The sequence below is a fragment of the Pseudomonas sp. A-B-19 genome, assembly GCF_019947515.1.
Lineage (GTDB): Bacteria > Pseudomonadota > Gammaproteobacteria > Pseudomonadales > Pseudomonadaceae > Aquipseudomonas.
The window spans coordinates 15,335-30,614 of record NZ_JAGYGN010000045.1 but is presented as its reverse complement, the minus strand read 5'-3'; the positions used below and the strand labels follow the sequence as shown (position 1 = coordinate 30,614).

The window sequence follows — 15,280 nt, the reverse complement described above, 5'->3', positions numbered from 1 at the left end:
CCTCGCGGGCGGCATGAAGAACATCAACGGCTGGAACGTCGGCGCGTTCTTCGGTGACCAGGCGTTCTACAAAGGCGATTGGCTGATGCGGGCTGGCGCCGCGAAGGGCGGTCTGTACGGCAACAACGCTACCGAGGCGACGTACCCCTACACGCGTACCGACGGCAGCGGCCAGACGCTCGATACCGGCAAGCGCAACTACACGCTGACCTTCCCGGCCGGCAAACTGCCGCCGGTCAATGCCTTCTGGTCGGTGACCATGTACGACGGCAAGAGCCAGCTGCTGATCAAGAACCCGATCAACCGCTACCTGATCAATTCGCCGATGCTGTCGGCGATGAAGAAGAACGCGGACGGTTCGCTGACCCTGTACATCCAGAAGGATTCGCCGGGCAAGGCCAAGGAAGCCAACTGGTTGCCGGCACCTGACGACACGGTCTATCTGGTGATGCGCCTCTATTGGCCGAAGGCCACGGCGCCTTCGATTCTTCCCGCCGGCAGCGGCAGCTGGCAGCCGCCGGCCGTGGTGGCATCGAAGTAACGCGAACTTGCGGCTGCTTGCCGATTGCAGGCAGCCGTTTGATTTGATTACTCGGTAGTTTGAAAGGGGGAGTGGCAATACGAGCTGATCGATGTATGGGGTTGTACGTTCGTCCGGTGACGATTTATCGGTGCCTGGATTGCAGGACAGTGCCGGGGGCGCACCTTTGACCGATGGTTGACGGGTGTGAGGGAGAGTTGGAGACAAATGCTTGAGTGCCTTGAGGGCTCTTACTCAATATCTCCAGATTTTACTTGGATTTACTGCTTGGCTTTCGTTTCGTTGAGCGTATTGACGAATGACCCCTTTGTATTTTGTGTACAAGCTTCAATCAGTTTTGGGGTTACTGTGAGGGTGCCATCGACATCCATTACGGCATCTACGGGCTTACCCGATTTAGTAAAACCCTCAGCGAAAAAAACGGCGCTGGGGCGATACGTTTCATCCATCTCCAAAAAGTCGCCACACGTCCACTTGTCGACAGGGGTCTTGGGCGCTTTCGCGGCCAAGACCGTTGAGCTGGTCATTATTACCAGGGTCGCTACAAGCACTTGCTTTGCATTCATTGAATTTATCTCGATACGGAGTTGCGTGGTAGAAAGCGCGAATGCTCGTTAATGGGCATTCGCAGTGACTGACTATAGGTCAGCATGATTGGACTTACCCCTACAAAACCGGACACCAACTCCCATTAAATGGATGCCGCGGCCAAACGCCTGAACTCTCTCGGTGAGCGATAGTTCAAGGCACAGTGCGGATGCTTCTCGTTGTAGTGTTCGAAGGCAATGGCCAGGTTACGCAGCGCCGTTTCTTGATCCGGCTTGGGTATGTGCGCCACGTAGTCCCGCTTGATCGTCTTCACGAAGCTCTTGGCCATGCCGTTGCTCTGCGGGCTGCGAACCGGTGTGGTCGCCGGCTGCAAGCCGATCTGCCGAGCAAACGAGCGCGTCTGTTCGGCGGTGTAAGCCGAACCGTTATCGCTGACCTTCTGTGGGATTTCAGCCACCAACTCGGCAGACGCTTACTAAAAAATGACGGATAAGGATCTTAAACTTCAAATAGCCGACGCACCTGCATGGGATCGGCGTTGCCGTTTTGTTCCAGAGGAAGGAAGTATCGTAGTTGCCATTGTTGTGTCCTAACGGCCTCTTTGGCGACTGGTTTGACCCAAGGTGGATAAACGCGGATGGCGCGTTTACCGCCTTTACCGTTAATCGCCATGATGCCCTTTGATACCAGTGTCTTCTGGTCGAAAACAAACTGTCCACGATGAGATGCATCGAACACACTCACCACAACAAAGGCTACACCGTCATCGACATCGAGAGGCGCAATGGTGTTGCCTGGTGTCGGGCGCTTCCATATCGTGACGAACTGTCCAATCTTCGTCGGCGTCGTTTTAGCCACACGGAAGACAATGGTGTGTCCGTTGAGGCCAAAGCGGTAGGCACCATACTCGGCACTCTCAGCCTCGCGCAGAGCCTGATCCGTCAATTGCATTCCCGCCGGCTTGTACACATCCTGGATAGCCGCTATCAGATCGTTCGGAATATGGCCAAGGGTAGGGTCTGCCGCGCTTGCATACTTTGTATCCGGGGCAGTCAAATCGCATTTCAACGGGAACTACTCCTAAATGACTCATTGACCATACGACCCAATCCGAAACATATGCTACGCCATTCGATATGCCGAAGCGGACTACGTGCGGTTACGTCGTGTGATCGCGCAAGGTGGGATAGCCAGACATCCTCGGAATTTGCGTCGATGTTGAAGCCGCGTCACATACACGAGGCAGGAGCCGTATGCGGTAGTTCCGCCCGTACGGATCTGAGCGGGGGGCAGCAGGTAACTGCCGTCCCTACCGCAACCGTTCAACGCTCGGCACGCTGCAAATAACGCCAGAACAGTAATGCATAGACGATGTCACCCGATGCCGCTACTGGTAATGGCCAGGGGATGCTGCCCGCCAGCCAGTGACCATAAACCACCACGACAAACAGTACTTTCAGGATTATCCCGAGCAGGATGTAGGGACGATAGTGCAGTGGATCGCGAGCGATCATCCAATAGGCCCAGCCGAATACGATAACCAGGCACGTGGTGAGTTGAATGAAGAGGGTTGAGGTGGGGGTAATTTGCAGCCCCAACAATGCAGCCACGGGTCGCAGAGCTACGAGTAGCGGAAGGCCCGCGAGTACGTTGAAACAGGCGGCAGAAGTAAACAGCTTGCGGGTATAGCTGTCGGTCATGGGATTGCTCCTGAGAGGTGGTGGCGCCTCGCATCACGCAGAGACATCCTGTAACTTTTGGGTCTCAGCCAAGCAGCTTGAGTAATGCCGGATAGCTATTGGGAAACAGCCTGCTTATCCAGAACAAGGTGCTCGACTTGTTCCCTGTGACGATGCGATTGGTCCCCTTGCGCAGCCCCTTGATGATGTCGCCGGCACAATCCTCCGGCGGCGTCAGTAGCATCTTGTCTGCCAGTTCCGTGAACCTTTCTTCTGTTTTACCGGCGGCTTTACAACGTCGTCCGGACTTCTCGATATTGGTTCGGATTCCTCCGGGGTGCACACACACGGCGCGTACACCGCTACCTTCGAGTTCAGACCATAAGGCTTCGGTCAGACCACGCACGGCGAACTTCGACATGTTGTAAGCGCTTTGCATCGGGAAACCCACCAGGCCAAATACGCTGGAAATGTTGACGATGCAGCCTTCCCGCTGGGCCTGCATCATCGGCAGGAACGCTTTGGTACCGTACAACACGCCCCACAGGTTGATACCCAGTTGCCACTCGTACTCATCGATGGAGGTGTTGGCAACTGTCCCGATGACTGCGGCGCCTGCGTTATTGATGACGAAGTGCGCCGTGCCAAAATCGCGCTTCACCTCGTCAGCATGAGCCTGGAAGGCGTCCCAGGACGATACGTCCAGGATGTAAGCTTTCGCTTTGCTGGCGTCAGGCAACAGCTTCATGGTTCTGTCGAGACCCACCTGGTTGATGTCCGACAGGGCGACATGTGCGCCCGCTTGCACCATCTGGATAGCCAACTCCCGACCAATGCCCGATCCTGCGCCAGTGATGACGACCACTTTGTCTTGGAACATGTTTTTATCCTTCTTGTTTTGATTGGTTTCGCCACTGCAAATTTTTCTGGCAAGAACTATTTGCTGAGAATGTGGATCGCGACGGCTGCCTCCTCAATACCCTGCAAGCCGCCGCCGTTCTCCTGGATTGCATGGCGTGCGCCATGTACCTGGCGTGCGCCAGCCTCTCCGCGCAGTTGCGTCACCAGTTCGTAGAGCTGGCCAATCCCGGTAGCACCGAGCGGATGACCTTTCGATTCCAGGCCACCTGAGGTATTGACCGGGATGCGCCCGCCCAGGGTGAATTCGCCACGTTCAGCCGCAGGGCCGCCCTGACCGAACGGGACCAGGCCCAGGTTTTCGACCTGAATGATTTCACCCATCGCCGAGGCGTCATGGACTTCGGCGACATGCATGTCTTGTGGCCCCAGGCCGGCCAGCTCATAGGCCAGGTTGGCTGCCAGGTGACCGACATTCAGTTCCGGCTGATCGAGCCGGCGATGGCTGAAGCTGCGGATGACACTGGCCGCTACCTTGATGCAGCGGCTCTTGTCGGCACCGATGCGTGTGAGTCCTTCCTCGGTGCACAGGATGGCGGCGGCTGCACCGTCCGACAGCGGTGCGCACATTGGCAGGGTGAGCGGGTAGGTGATCGGAGGGGCGGCAAGGATTTCGTCGATACTGAAGGCTTTGCGAAATTGCGAGTAAGGGTTATGGACCGAGTGCGTGTGGTTTTTTGCCGACACCGCGGCGATCTGCCGCTGCGTGGTGCCGTAGGTTTTCATATGCTGGCGGCACAATGCGGCATAGATGGCCATGAACTTGCTGTAAGGCTTGTCCGATTCCGACCCGGCGGGCGGCACCACGCCTTCGCCCATTTTCACCAGCGTCTGATAATTTTCTTCGGCGCGAGATACGTCCCAACCAGCCTCGAACAGCGAGAGGGCCTTGAGCTTATCCGGGATGTTCATCTTTTCCGCGCCCAACGCCAGCGCGATACTGGCTGTACCTGCCTTGAGGCTTTGCACGGCCAGATTGAAGGCTGAGCTACCCGAGGCGCAGGCATTCTCGACGTTATAGATAGGAATGCCTTGAATACCGATCTTGCTGAACACGACTTGACCGGGGATCGAGAGCTGGCCTTGCAACGGGCCATTGGTCATGCCGGCATAAAATGCGATATCGAGATCGGCGGCACTGCAGTGGGCGTCCTTCAATGCACCCTGGAAAGCCTCGCGTGCCAAGTCGTCGAGGCTGCGTTCGATGTGGCGACCGAAGACGGTCATGGCGATGCCGGCGATATAGATATTGCTCATTGAAAACTCCTTATATTCAGTTGGTCGGTGTCCAGTTCGCACCTCTGCGGTTGTGTCAGATCTTGCGGGCCGAGTTTTCCCAGTACGGCTGACGCAGTTCTTTTTTCAGCACCTTGCCCACCGGACTGCGTGGCAGGCTGGTAGTGAAGTCGACAGACTTCGGTGCCATCACGCTGCCCAGCCTGGCTTTGCACAGCTCGATAAGCTCCTGCTCGGTGGTTTCCTGGCCTGGATTGAGCTCGACCACGGCCTTGACGGCCTCGCCCCATTTTTCATCGGGCACGCCAATCACGGCGCAGTCCTGAACGGCCGGATGTCCCCACAGCACTTGCTCGACCTGGCTGGGATAGACGTTGAAACCGCCGGAAATGATCATGTCCTTTTTGCGATCGGTGAGGTGCAGATAGCCTTCGGCATCGATATGGCCGATGTCGCCGGTATGCAGCCAACCGTCGACGATGGTCTCGGCGGTCTTCTCCGGCTGCTTGTAGTAACCCTTCATGATCAGGTCGCCGCGCACGCATATTTCACCGGTTTCCCCGCGCGGCAGGATCTGGTTGGTGTCGCTCATCACTTCGACGCGGACCAGCGGGTTAGGGCGGCCGACCGAGGACAGGCGTTCGTCGTCGGCGAATTGGCCGTCCACCAGATGCTCGTCGGGACGAAAGTTGGCGATGCTGGCCGGTGCTTCGGTCTGGCCATAGCCGCCGGTCATGACCGGGCCGAAAATCTCGATAGCTTTCTTCAGCTTGTCTACCGACATCGGAGCTGCGCCGTACAACAGGAACTTCACCGAGGAGAAGTCCAGCTTCTCGATACCGGGAATCTCCAACAGCCTGTAGATCACCGTTGGCGGCAGAAAGAGCTCGCTGACCCTGTGCTGCGCAATGGCGTTCAACATCAATGCCGGATCGGGTTTGGTAATGACCACGACAGTGCCACCTTGCGCCGTGCAGGGTACGGACAACAGGCCGGCAGTGTGGGTCATCGGTGCGGCGGCCATATTCACCGGCTTTTCACCATTGCGATAAGCACAGGTCAGCAGGAAGTGGGCGATGAACGTCTGCACGCTGCGGTGGGTGTTCATCACTCCCTTTGGCGTGCCCGTTGTGCCACCCGTGGGTGAGACCGCCACCACATCGTCCATGGCATAGACGACTTCGGGACGGCTCGCCGGCTGGCCGGCGCTCCATAGTTCCAGCGAAGGTGCATCGGCAGCGTCGGCATCGATGCAGATCCAGTGCTTGATCTTCGGCAGCCTGGGCCGTAGCTCGGTGATGATTGGCGCGAAGTCGTTCTGGTAGAACATCACCTCGCAGTCGAATGCGTCGAGGATGTAGTGATTCTCTTCGCTTGAATTGCGCGCGTTGACTGGAATCCAGGTCATGTTGGCGCGCCATAGACCCAGCGTGCAGGCCCAGGCGGTGACATCGTTACCTGACCAGACGGCACCCTTGGTTTCCTTCGGCAAGCCCAGTGCGAGCAGCTTGTTGGCGATGCGACACGAGAGCTCGCCGATTTCGTTGAAGGTGTAAGAGCGCTCGCCCTGGATGTAGGCGACCCCGGCAGGGTTGATGCCCCAGCCGCGATCGTAAAAGTCGATGATGGCCATAAGTGGTTCCTGTGCCGGTAATCAGAGTTTGGTAACGGTGGCACGGGCCAGGCCGCGCTCTTCCAGGAAGCCGAGCAGATAGCGATGTCCAAAAGCCTTGGAGCCGGAAGCGAAGCCGACCTTGTTGGTGTCGTCGTCGAGCAGCCTGATCGCCGCCGCGGCCTGTAGGGCACCGGTGGAAATATAGGGTGTGACGCCATGCACGGTAGCGCGCACGGCGGACAGGTGACCGCGGCCGATTGCGATGTCGACGCTGCGTTGCAAGGTGGTGCGTTCGCGGGGCGGCATGCTCGGCGTGGTGGCCTCTACCAGGCTCCTCACCACCGCGTCCTGCTGCTCCTTGGACAAGTGCTTGTATTCCGCTTCCCACTTCTGGCTCAGGCCATGCACCATCGGCATCACATTGTTGTCGTAGAAACCGACCGCGGAGGTGCAGGCGCGCACGCGCGGATCATGCTCGAAGTAAATCGGCAGCGAGGTTCCCCCCCAAGGCAGGCAGAAAACCGGCTGCATGAAGTTGGGGTCGACAATGTTGAACGAAGCGGTGGCCGGGTGCTGCACCAGCTTGTTTTCCCACAGGTAGAACTGCTCCCGGTGGAACAGTTCGAAAATCGAAGCCGCCGAGCCCAGGCTGACCCCTGCGACATCACGCGGACCGCGGCACAGGGCGGCGGTTTCCAGCACGTCGATGCCGGGGGTTTCCAGCGCCAGTTCGGCGGCGATCTCGGAGAAGCTGTACATGTAGGACAGCGATGGCGAAACCAGCAGGCCGGCCTGACGATAGAGCTCGCCAAATTGCTCGCGAACCTGACGGACATAGCTTTGCTCGCCGGTGGTATCTATGTGGTGACAGCCGGCCTTGAGCGCGGCCTCGACGGTGGTCAGACCGAAGTTGACGAAGGGGCCGACGGTGTTGCAGACAACCTTGGCCCCCTTGAAGGCGGCGCTCAGCGACTCGACGTTGTGCTGGGCCTCGATGATTTCATAGGTCGCGGACTCCAGGCGTACCACACGTTGCGCCATCATTTCCTGCGCGCGCCTGGCATCACGCGCCACAGCGGTGAAGGGGATGTTCTGGTCGATCAGCCAGTCCATGGTCAGCATGCCGGTGTAGCCACTGGCGCCATAGACAACTACGGGATACTTAGCCATTTTTATTGTCTCCAAAGTTTATTGTCAGTCGGGTTTGGGATCAGTACTGGGGCCAGCCGTCTTCGTAGAGCTCCTGGACAAGGAACCCAAGGCGGGTGGTGAGCATCATGTTTTCGCCATCCTCGATCAGCGCGGCGCGGGCATCGCGGAACAACTTCTCCATGGGGTACTCGCGGGTCAGGCCGTTGCCGCCGAACAGCTGCATGGCATCGCTGACCACGCGCATGGCCTCTTCGGTCACGGTGACCTTGCCGGAAGCCGTGGCACAGGGGTGCCCCTGCGGGGACAGACGCGCATAGGCCAGGGAGCGGCGGGCGACAGCCCGGCAAAGCTCGACACGACGCATCATGTCGCCGATGCGGTAGCGGGTAAGCTGGTGGTTGATCAGCAGTTGGCCACCCTGCTTGCGCTCATGGCAGTAGGCCAGGGCCAGCTCGAAGGCGGAACGTGCCACGCCAGTGAACCATTGCGCCATGTGGGTGCCAGCGAACGACCAGGTCGACATGACGTTGCCGTAGTACTCGTCCTGCAGGGCCACGGCGAAGCGCTTGGGAATCCGCACGTTGTCGAAATACACCTCGCCCTGGGGCAGCGCGCGCTGACCGATCTTCTCCAGCGGCTTGCCCCTGCTGACACCGGGCAAGTCCAGGGGCACGATGACGGAAATGCCATAGGGCAAGCCATTGGCATCGTAGAAGCCGTTGCCATAGTCGGCGGTCATGTAGGCCAGAGCCACCTGGGCCACCGCGCCGTTGGACACCCAGGCCGAGCACTGGCCGTTAATGACGATCTCGTGCTCGCCGACCTTGGCGAAGAGATTGCCCTTGTTGCCTAACTGCCCCGGCACCCAGTCGCGCTGCATGTCGAAGGCGCCGATGTCGGTGCCCTTGTCTGGATGGGTAATCATCCAGCAGCCGATTTTCCCGGCACTCAGATCGATCAGCTCCTGGTTCCCTATGGCTTTGGCCATCTCGTTCGGGAAGGTGCTGACACCCAGGGAAACTGCCAGGCCGGCATCGCCCCAGCCCATTTCCTCGCTGATCATGGACTCGACGCGTATTGCCGTTTCCGGCGGCAGTTCGGCCAGCAGGTCGGAATCCAGGCCCAGCTTGGCGGCTTCGCTGAACACGCTGTAGTACGGCGAGCCGGGGGCGACCACCTGCTCTGCGGTCATCTTGTCGAGTTCCTGGCCGAGGGGGCGCATGAAATCCTTGGCAAAGCGATGCACGCTGTCCTGGATGCTGCGCTCGACCTCGTTCAGGGGCGTTTCAAAGCCGGTTATTGAAATGTCAGGCAGGTTGATCCGGTTACTCAGTTTCATGATGGGCCTCGTCATATCGCTCGGTTTTTCTTATGGCCTGCACTCTGCGCATCGAGACGCGTCAGGCGTCGGCCGGCAGTTCGCCGGCGGCGATCAGCGTGGCGCGCGTGGCCTCGACGAAAGGCTCTACGGTGTCGACGAACAGCTCTTGCAGTGGTGTCCCCTTGAACTCGGGGAGGAAGGTCTTGTTCCAGTGGCCGCACAGCGACATGCCCGCTGGGGTATCGACCATGGCGACGCCGATCGCCAGCAGGGTCTGGATGGCACCGGGACTGGAAGCTGCGTAGGCCGCGCGCCACTGCTCGGGCGTCAACTCGTTACGCTCGATCGGGCGACCCACGGCCTGTTCGCGCGCGGCCAGCAGTTCGTTCCACGAACACCAGGCCGTGGCCGCGACTGGGCAGATCGCATTACGCGAGGCCGGGTGGGCCAGCACATGCGGGATGATGCGGCCGACATCCGCGCCGGTCGACCAGGCCAGCCTGGCGTCGGGATCACCCATCACCATCACCGGCTCGAGCATGTAGTACTCGATCCAGGCACCGGCCGGAATGATGGTGTAGTCCATGCCGGCCAGTTCGATCATGCGTCGGATGAACGCCTTCTGCCGGGCCATCAAACGGTGCGTGGTGTCGGTCTGCCAGAACTGCTCGAACTCATAGATCGCGCCGTACTCGGATGGTACGAAGCGTTCGACCCCGGCTTCCTTGGCGGCAAAGATCAGCGGCATCTGCGATTCGGTGGCGTAGAGCGGCACGCAGGACACCAGGTAGTCGGTGCCACGCAGCGCCGGGACCAGCGCTTCGGCAATGGTGACGTCGACCTCCTTGATGGTCACGCCCTGACGCGCCCATTCGGCGTACTGCAGCTGTTTTTGCGCCTCGCTCTTGCTGATGCCCGACGATGAGCGTTCCACCTGTCCGGAGCGGCGCGCCAGCACATTGATATTGACCAGGCCCTGGCGGATGAACTCATTGACGCACGCGACGCCGGCGGTCCCGGTGGCGCCGAATACAGTGACGGTCTTCTTGCTCATGCTTTTCTCCTGGCTGTGATCAGTCATGCGGGCGAGCGGTTGTGCCTGCCCCGCATTAAGGCGAGTGGCGGAATGTTTGGTCGATTATTGTTCTTCCCGGCATCGACAACTCACCGGAAAAGCGGTCATATTTGTCAAAATATGCTCATCCCGAGATGCCCATGAATCCGCAACAACAGGTCCATGAAACACTGGGATTGCCCTTGCTGGGTGGCCTGGTGTGCAGTGACATCCCCTTGTATGCGGAGCGCTATTTCCTGCACACGACTGATCTATCCGTCCCGCCCGTTGACTTCATGGCCCTGCTGACCCAGTTCGGTGGCTCCCGGGCGGATGAAGGGGCAGGGGGCGAGTTGCGCTCGACATCGATGCCCCGTTTGTCAATGCTGCTGCCTGCAGGTTGTGCCACTCAGTGGCACTATTCCGGCAGCATTGATTTCGCGGTTTTTTATCTGCCCGAGCGCACTGATGGCGTGTTTCGCCAATTGCGTGAGCTATGTGCTGGCGCGCAGGCACCATTGCCCGTCAGTGATGGTTTGGTGAGCGCAGCGGCCCGGCAATTGATGGATGAGCTAAGTCTTGGGAAAGGGGCTGATCAGGGGTTCATGGCAAGATTGGCCATGGTCATGCTTGAGCAGGTGTATCGTTCGCTACGAGTTGACGCGAGCGGAGGTATTTATCCGCCGCATATTCATCTGGCGCGCCTGCATACAGTGCTGGTCTTCATTCGCGAAAATCTGGGGCAGGAACTCTCGATCAGCACGCTGGCTGGCCAGGCCGGTGTCAGCCCGGCTCATTTCCGGCGGCTGTTTCAGCGCGCCATGGGTATGCCGCCCCATCGCTATGTGATGAATGTACGACTGGAACATGCGCGTGATCTGCTCATGCAGACCGACCTGCCTATTTTGCATGTGGCGCTGGAGTGTGGTTTCAGCTCGCAGAGCCACCTGACTGCAGCGTTCAAGGTTGCGCACGCCAGTACACCGGCCGAATACAGAGCCCTGGCTGGAAGGTAGCGGATGCTTTTGCGTGGCGCGCAAGTCACTGCACCGAAAGTACGCAAGCGGCTTGTGTTGAATTGCACCGGGGTACAAACCCCCGGACTATTCCATGCTAGTGTTCGACCGTTTGGAACTGTATCCAGCGACCTTCAGACGCTCCTTGGGTAAGCGTCTCTCAACCACCAGGGTCTGAAAGAAATGGATTGCATAGAGCCCCAACTGATCCTCAAAACGACGCCGCCGCGTAGTCAGAAATCAGCACGGATGCGAAGCCGCCTGGGTATCCATACCCAGGAACTGACAGACAAAATGGTGATCGCCGTTCAAGCGCCGGCAGGCTTCGGCAAAACCTTTCTGCTGACCCAATGGCGCCGTGAATGTCTGTCTCACGGCGCCGTGGTGGCCTGGATGACGCTGGATGCACAGGATGATGGTGCGCGTTTTGTCCAGGGGCTGGGAGCTGCCATGGCCATTGGCAGCGGTCGGCCGTCGTTTGCCCGCGTATTCGAGCCTATTGCAGGACCGGGGCGTGACGAACAGGAGAGGCTGACGCAGTGGTTGGTGGAAGTGGCTGACCTGGGTAGCGAAACCGTATTGATTCTGGATGAAGTGGATACCTTGCCCGAGCTGACGATCCGGCACTCCCTGACGTACCTGCTGCACAACGCACCGGCCAATTTGCGCATCGTCATGGCCTCTCGCGCACGGTTGAATCTGCACGTGACGGACCTCGCGGCAAGGGGGCTTTTCACGACGATCATGACAGCGGCCTTACGACTGAATGTGGAAGAGGCGCTCGCCATCCTCAATGACCGTTTCGGCGCAAGGGTTGATGCCGACCTCTGCGTGCGTCTGCACGAGATAACCGAGGGCTGGCCGCTTGGCCTGCAATTGGCGATTTCGGCGTTGGAGAAGAGCCCGAACCGGAGTGCGGCAGTCGAAGGGTTGTCGACTTGTCTGGGGGATATCCAGCGTTATTTCGTCGACAGTCTGCTCGCACATCTTCGGGAGGAGCAGGTTCGTTTTCTGACCGGCATTGCATTGCTGGAAATGGTCCAGCCCTTGTTATGCGAGGCGCTGACGGGCAACGCGCGCTCGGGTGAATTGCTGAAGGAATTGTGTGCCTCGACACCGATCTTTGTTGAAAGTATCGACAGTGACTGGGTGCGCATCCATCCATTGGCGCGGGAATTTCTGCTCGGCCGTTTTGCCGACTTGCCGTTGGAGGAGCGTCAGGGTTATCACCGGCGCGGCGCTGTGTGGCTGGAACAACACGGTTTCCTGGAGCAGGCCGCCCGGCAATATCTGTTGGCCGGCATGCCCCAGCCGGCCTATACGTTGATCGGCAACTGCCTGTACGAAGTCGCGTTGCAAGGGCAGTTCAGCCGGGTGCTGGAGTGGGTCGAGGAGCTTGGCCCCGCTGACGTGTTGGCGCATCCGCGCATCTGCCTGGCAGCGGCCTGGACGTTAGCGATGGGAGCGCGTCAGGCAGAAGCGGCGCAATTGATTGCGGCTATTGAACAGCATCCGTCCGCCGACGAGGCGACACGTTGTGAAGCGGCCACCATCGCCGCCGCAGCCGCCTTCTTTGCGGACCATCCGGATCAATCCCATGAACTCATCATGCCTTGGGTCGATCGATTGCTTTCATTCTCAACCACGGTGCAAGCCTTGGTCGCGAACCTGATCGCCCGGCTGACGCTGTTGCAGGGGCAGCCGGAGAAAGCCCGACGAATTTTTCAGCGAGCACCGCTTCACGCGGGTAGACCTGGCCTTGATGCCATACGCGGGTATGGCGAGTGGGTGGTCGGTCTTGCTTATTTATACGAGGGCCGAATGGTGTCGGCGCGCACCGCGTTGCACGACAGCCTGTTGCTTGCCGAACGGGACATCGGTCGGCGCAGTCCGGTGGCGGTCATTCTGGCGAGCGCTCTGGCGACGGTGTTGCTGGAGCAGGGGGACATTCAGGCGTCCGCTACGGTGCTGGCGAACAGGCTGGATATCGTTGAACGATTGGCGTCCCCCGATGCCATTGTGCAGGGTTTTCTCGCCGCCGCTCGACTGGCTTCAATCCAGGGGCAGGGGCATCGAGGGCAGGATCTGCTCGAGGCGTTATTCGCCCTTGGAGAAGAGCGAAATATTCCACGATTCTGCATTGCCTCCCTGGGAGAGCAAATACGCCTGCATGCCTTGCTGGGACGCAGCGATACCTGTCAGGCATTATGGCGACGGCTGGACAGTTTCACGCCGGTTATTGCCCGTGAGCGAGCCGGGTTGCTGGGGCCGGAGCTGGACTTGCTGGCCGGGGTAGCCAACGCTTACGCGTTACTGGCCCAACGTGATTGGGAGGCTATGCTGGCGGTGCTGGACAAGGTTGGCGAAACGGCCGAATACCTGCGTCGTGGACGAGACATCGTACAGATCAAGTTGCTCAGGGCACTGGCACTTCGGGCAACCGGACAGGGCGGCACCGACTATTTGCTGGAGGCTGTCAGCCTCGCGCAAGAAAACGGTATGTTACGCGTGGTGCAGGACACCCATCCGGATCTGATCAAATGGGAGCAGACGCTCCAGGGTGAAACGCTCCCATTGCTTGCGGCGACCTCTACGCCCGCACCTGTTGCGCGACCGGAATCCAGCCCATTGAGCGTGTCCCCGAGTCGTCTCCTGACGCCCAAGGAGCGTGAGGTGTTGCAGCTATTGGCCCGCAACCTGTCCAACAAGCAAATCGCCCTGGCGCTGAATGTCGGCGAGGAAACCGTGAAGTGGCACCTGAAAAACCTGTTTGGAAAATTCCAGGCCGGCACAAGACAGCATGTTGTCGCGCGTGCCTACATGCTGGGAATTCTCGAGACAGCGGGCTGATGCCAAACCACCGTCCGGGATGATCCGTTCGGATCATTCTTCAATCCCCCCCCACATCCGATTTCCATTCGCCCCCCCAGTCAATGGGGGGGTACGCTTTTCGACTTCGCAATAGTCTGACCCCACAAAAGCGCCAACGTAGTGGTGAGTGGGAGCAGGTTCATGTCTGTAAAAGTGCTGATCGCCGGTGCAGCAATGGTGCCGTTTCTACCGCTGGGTGGCTCCGACAGTCATGCGGCGTTGGCGGGGCAAGCCATTCGTGCGGCGCTGGCCGACGCGCGGATTGACTATGATCTGGTCGACCAGGTGTTTACTTCCTGCGTACACGCACAAGCCGGTATCGCCGAGCAAATGTTGTCGCAGATTGGCTACTCGGGCGTGCCGATTTTCAGCCTCGGCGATGGCTGTGCGTCGGCCAGTAGTGCTTTGCAGTTGGCCCGCAATAGCCTGCTGTGCGGCCAGGCTGAATGTGTCCTGTTGGTGGGAGTCGAGTGCATGCCGGCAGGCATTTCCGATCGTGAATTTTTCGGTTTGAAAGATCTCGCTCGCGATGAGTCGGCAACGGTCAGGCAGGCTGAGAACCCCATCGGCTTTATCGAGCGTCGGCAACAACCGGCGCTGCTGTTCGCTGCCCAAACCAGCTGGTTATTGACACGCATGGGCGTTGCTCAAAGCAGCTTCGATCAAGTGCTTGAGCAGGCACGGGCCCAGGCCGGGCGCAATCCCTACGCCGTATTGAACCGCGTGTCGGATCGCGACGGCTGGCTCGCGCCTTATCTGTGCCCGCCCGCCTGCGGTGCGGCGGCCATCCTGCTCTGTACCCCGGCCTTCGCCCTGCGCTTCGGCGCTCGGGCGGACGTCACCGTGCTGGCCAGTGTCAGGGGCAGTGACAGCGCTTCAGAGCAGGAAGCGGGTAACGTGCTGGATGTGCTCGGACAAGCGACCACCCGGCGAGTCGCGCAGTTGGCCTATCAGCAGGCGGGCCTCGGTGCGGAAGACATCGACGTGGTTGAACTGCACGACCAAAGCGTCGGCGACTTCATGGTCAATAGCGCCGCGCTGGGCTTTTGCCGGGAGGACGAGATCGATCGATTCGTGCAGCAAGGACACCGCCTGAAAGGACGGATGAATGCGGTGTGCCCATCGGGTGGCTTGCTGGGACGTGGTCACGCCCCGGGTGCCACCGGGTTGGCGCAACTGGTCGAGTTGGTCTGGCAATTGCGCGACATGGCCGACGGCAGGCAAATTGCTGGTGCCCGCACGGCTTTGCAACATAGCAGCGACCTGGGCCGGGCGGTGTCGGTCACCCTTTTGCAGCGCACTTGAGAGGAGGCTCATTACGCCGTGAT

Annotated in this window: 13 protein-coding genes and 1 pseudogene; 4 read left to right on the top strand and 10 right to left on the bottom strand. The window is 59.5% G+C overall.

The features are described from left to right. Nucleotides 1-541 (top strand): DUF1214 domain-containing protein (locus KGA81_RS28995; RefSeq protein WP_223550955.1); only part of this gene is annotated, 541 nt, incomplete at its 5' end. Between the two features lie 260 nt (nt 542-801). Here the strand turns inward: KGA81_RS28995 and hdeA are convergent. The 10 genes and pseudogenes from hdeA to KGA81_RS28945 form a co-directional block, all read right to left on the bottom strand. Beyond that, nucleotides 802-1,107 carry an acid-activated periplasmic chaperone HdeA gene (hdeA, locus tag KGA81_RS28990; protein ID WP_095946012.1) on the bottom strand — a complete coding sequence of 102 codons (306 nt, stop codon included), beginning with the start codon at nt 1,105-1,107 and terminating at the stop codon, nt 802-804. Nucleotides 1,108-1,232: 125 nt separating this feature from the next. Next, nucleotides 1,233-1,526, bottom strand: a pseudogene (locus KGA81_RS28985) (integrase core domain-containing protein); the annotation flags it as partial. A gap of 62 nt (nt 1,527-1,588) precedes the next feature. Further along, on the bottom strand, nt 1,589-2,158 hold the full coding sequence (locus tag KGA81_RS28980) for a MepB family protein (protein WP_223550953.1): 570 nt from the start codon (nt 2,156-2,158) through the stop codon (nt 1,589-1,591). 254 nt (nt 2,159-2,412) lie between these two features. Further along, nucleotides 2,413-2,790 (bottom strand): hypothetical protein, encoded by a 378-nt coding sequence (locus KGA81_RS28975; protein ID WP_223550951.1) that lies wholly within the window; start codon nt 2,788-2,790, stop codon nt 2,413-2,415. Between the two features lie 64 nt (nt 2,791-2,854). Continuing rightward, nucleotides 2,855-3,649: an SDR family NAD(P)-dependent oxidoreductase gene (locus KGA81_RS28970; protein WP_223550949.1), complete on the bottom strand. Its 795-nt coding sequence runs from the start codon at nt 3,647-3,649 to the stop codon at nt 2,855-2,857. 56 nt (nt 3,650-3,705) lie between these two features. After that, nucleotides 3,706-4,944, bottom strand: coding sequence for a thiolase family protein (locus KGA81_RS28965; RefSeq protein WP_223550947.1), 1,239 nt, complete (start codon nt 4,942-4,944; stop codon nt 3,706-3,708). Between the two features lie 55 nt (nt 4,945-4,999). Next, nucleotides 5,000-6,556 (bottom strand): class I adenylate-forming enzyme family protein, encoded by a 1,557-nt coding sequence (locus KGA81_RS28960; RefSeq protein WP_223550944.1) that lies wholly within the window; start codon nt 6,554-6,556, stop codon nt 5,000-5,002. Nucleotides 6,557-6,577: 21 nt separating this feature from the next. Next, on the bottom strand, nt 6,578-7,708 hold the full coding sequence (locus KGA81_RS28955) for a saccharopine dehydrogenase family protein (RefSeq protein ID WP_223550942.1): 1,131 nt from the start codon (nt 7,706-7,708) through the stop codon (nt 6,578-6,580). A gap of 40 nt (nt 7,709-7,748) precedes the next feature. Next, the gene (locus KGA81_RS28950; RefSeq protein WP_223550940.1) at nt 7,749-9,029 is read right to left on the bottom strand and encodes an acyl-CoA dehydrogenase family protein; all 1,281 of its coding nucleotides are present in this window, start codon (nt 9,027-9,029) and stop codon (nt 7,749-7,751) included. A 61-nt stretch (nt 9,030-9,090) separates the two neighbouring features. Further along, a complete protein-coding gene (locus KGA81_RS28945) occupies nt 9,091-10,065 on the bottom strand; it encodes an NmrA family NAD(P)-binding protein (RefSeq protein WP_223550938.1) in 975 nt (324 codons plus the stop codon). Nucleotides 10,066-10,226: 161 nt separating this feature from the next. On the opposite strand from KGA81_RS28945, the gene KGA81_RS28940 reads away from it, so the two are divergent. The 3 genes from KGA81_RS28940 to KGA81_RS28930 all read left to right on the top strand — a co-directional run bounded on the left by KGA81_RS28940 (nt 10,227) and on the right by KGA81_RS28930 (nt 15,257). Beyond that, on the top strand, nt 10,227-11,081 hold the full coding sequence (locus KGA81_RS28940) for a helix-turn-helix domain-containing protein (protein ID WP_223550934.1): 855 nt from the start codon (nt 10,227-10,229) through the stop codon (nt 11,079-11,081). A gap of 249 nt (nt 11,082-11,330) precedes the next feature. Then, a complete protein-coding gene (locus tag KGA81_RS28935) occupies nt 11,331-13,931 on the top strand; it encodes a LuxR C-terminal-related transcriptional regulator (RefSeq protein ID WP_223550931.1) in 2,601 nt (866 codons plus the stop codon). 162 nt (nt 13,932-14,093) lie between these two features. Further along, on the top strand, nt 14,094-15,257 hold the full coding sequence (locus KGA81_RS28930; RefSeq protein WP_223550929.1) for a thiolase C-terminal domain-containing protein: 1,164 nt from the start codon (nt 14,094-14,096) through the stop codon (nt 15,255-15,257). Nucleotides 15,258-15,280 lie beyond the last annotated feature (23 nt).

Bases quoted from the DNA above. Each gene is read 5' to 3' on its own strand.
- hdeA (WP_095946012.1), bottom strand. From the start codon at position 1,107: ATGAATGCAAAGCAAGTGCTTGTAGCGACCCTGGTAATAATGACCAGC.
- KGA81_RS28975 (WP_223550951.1), bottom strand. From the start codon at position 2,790: ATGACCGACAGCTATACCCGCAAGCTGTTTACTTCTGCCGCCTGTTTC.
- KGA81_RS28970 (WP_223550949.1), bottom strand. From the start codon at position 3,649: ATGTTCCAAGACAAAGTGGTCGTCATCACTGGCGCAGGATCGGGCATT.
- KGA81_RS28965 (WP_223550947.1), bottom strand. From the start codon at position 4,944: ATGAGCAATATCTATATCGCCGGCATCGCCATGACCGTCTTCGGTCGC.
- KGA81_RS28960 (WP_223550944.1), bottom strand. From the start codon at position 6,556: ATGGCCATCATCGACTTTTACGATCGCGGCTGGGGCATCAACCCTGCC.
- KGA81_RS28955 (WP_223550942.1), bottom strand. From the start codon at position 7,708: ATGGCTAAGTATCCCGTAGTTGTCTATGGCGCCAGTGGCTACACCGGC.
- KGA81_RS28950 (WP_223550940.1), bottom strand. From the start codon at position 9,029: ATGAAACTGAGTAACCGGATCAACCTGCCTGACATTTCAATAACCGGC.
- KGA81_RS28945 (WP_223550938.1), bottom strand. From the start codon at position 10,065: ATGAGCAAGAAGACCGTCACTGTATTCGGCGCCACCGGGACCGCCGGC.
- KGA81_RS28940 (WP_223550934.1), top strand. From the start codon at position 10,227: ATGAATCCGCAACAACAGGTCCATGAAACACTGGGATTGCCCTTGCTG.
- KGA81_RS28935 (WP_223550931.1), top strand. From the start codon at position 11,331: ATGCGAAGCCGCCTGGGTATCCATACCCAGGAACTGACAGACAAAATG.
- KGA81_RS28930 (WP_223550929.1), top strand. From the start codon at position 14,094: ATGTCTGTAAAAGTGCTGATCGCCGGTGCAGCAATGGTGCCGTTTCTA.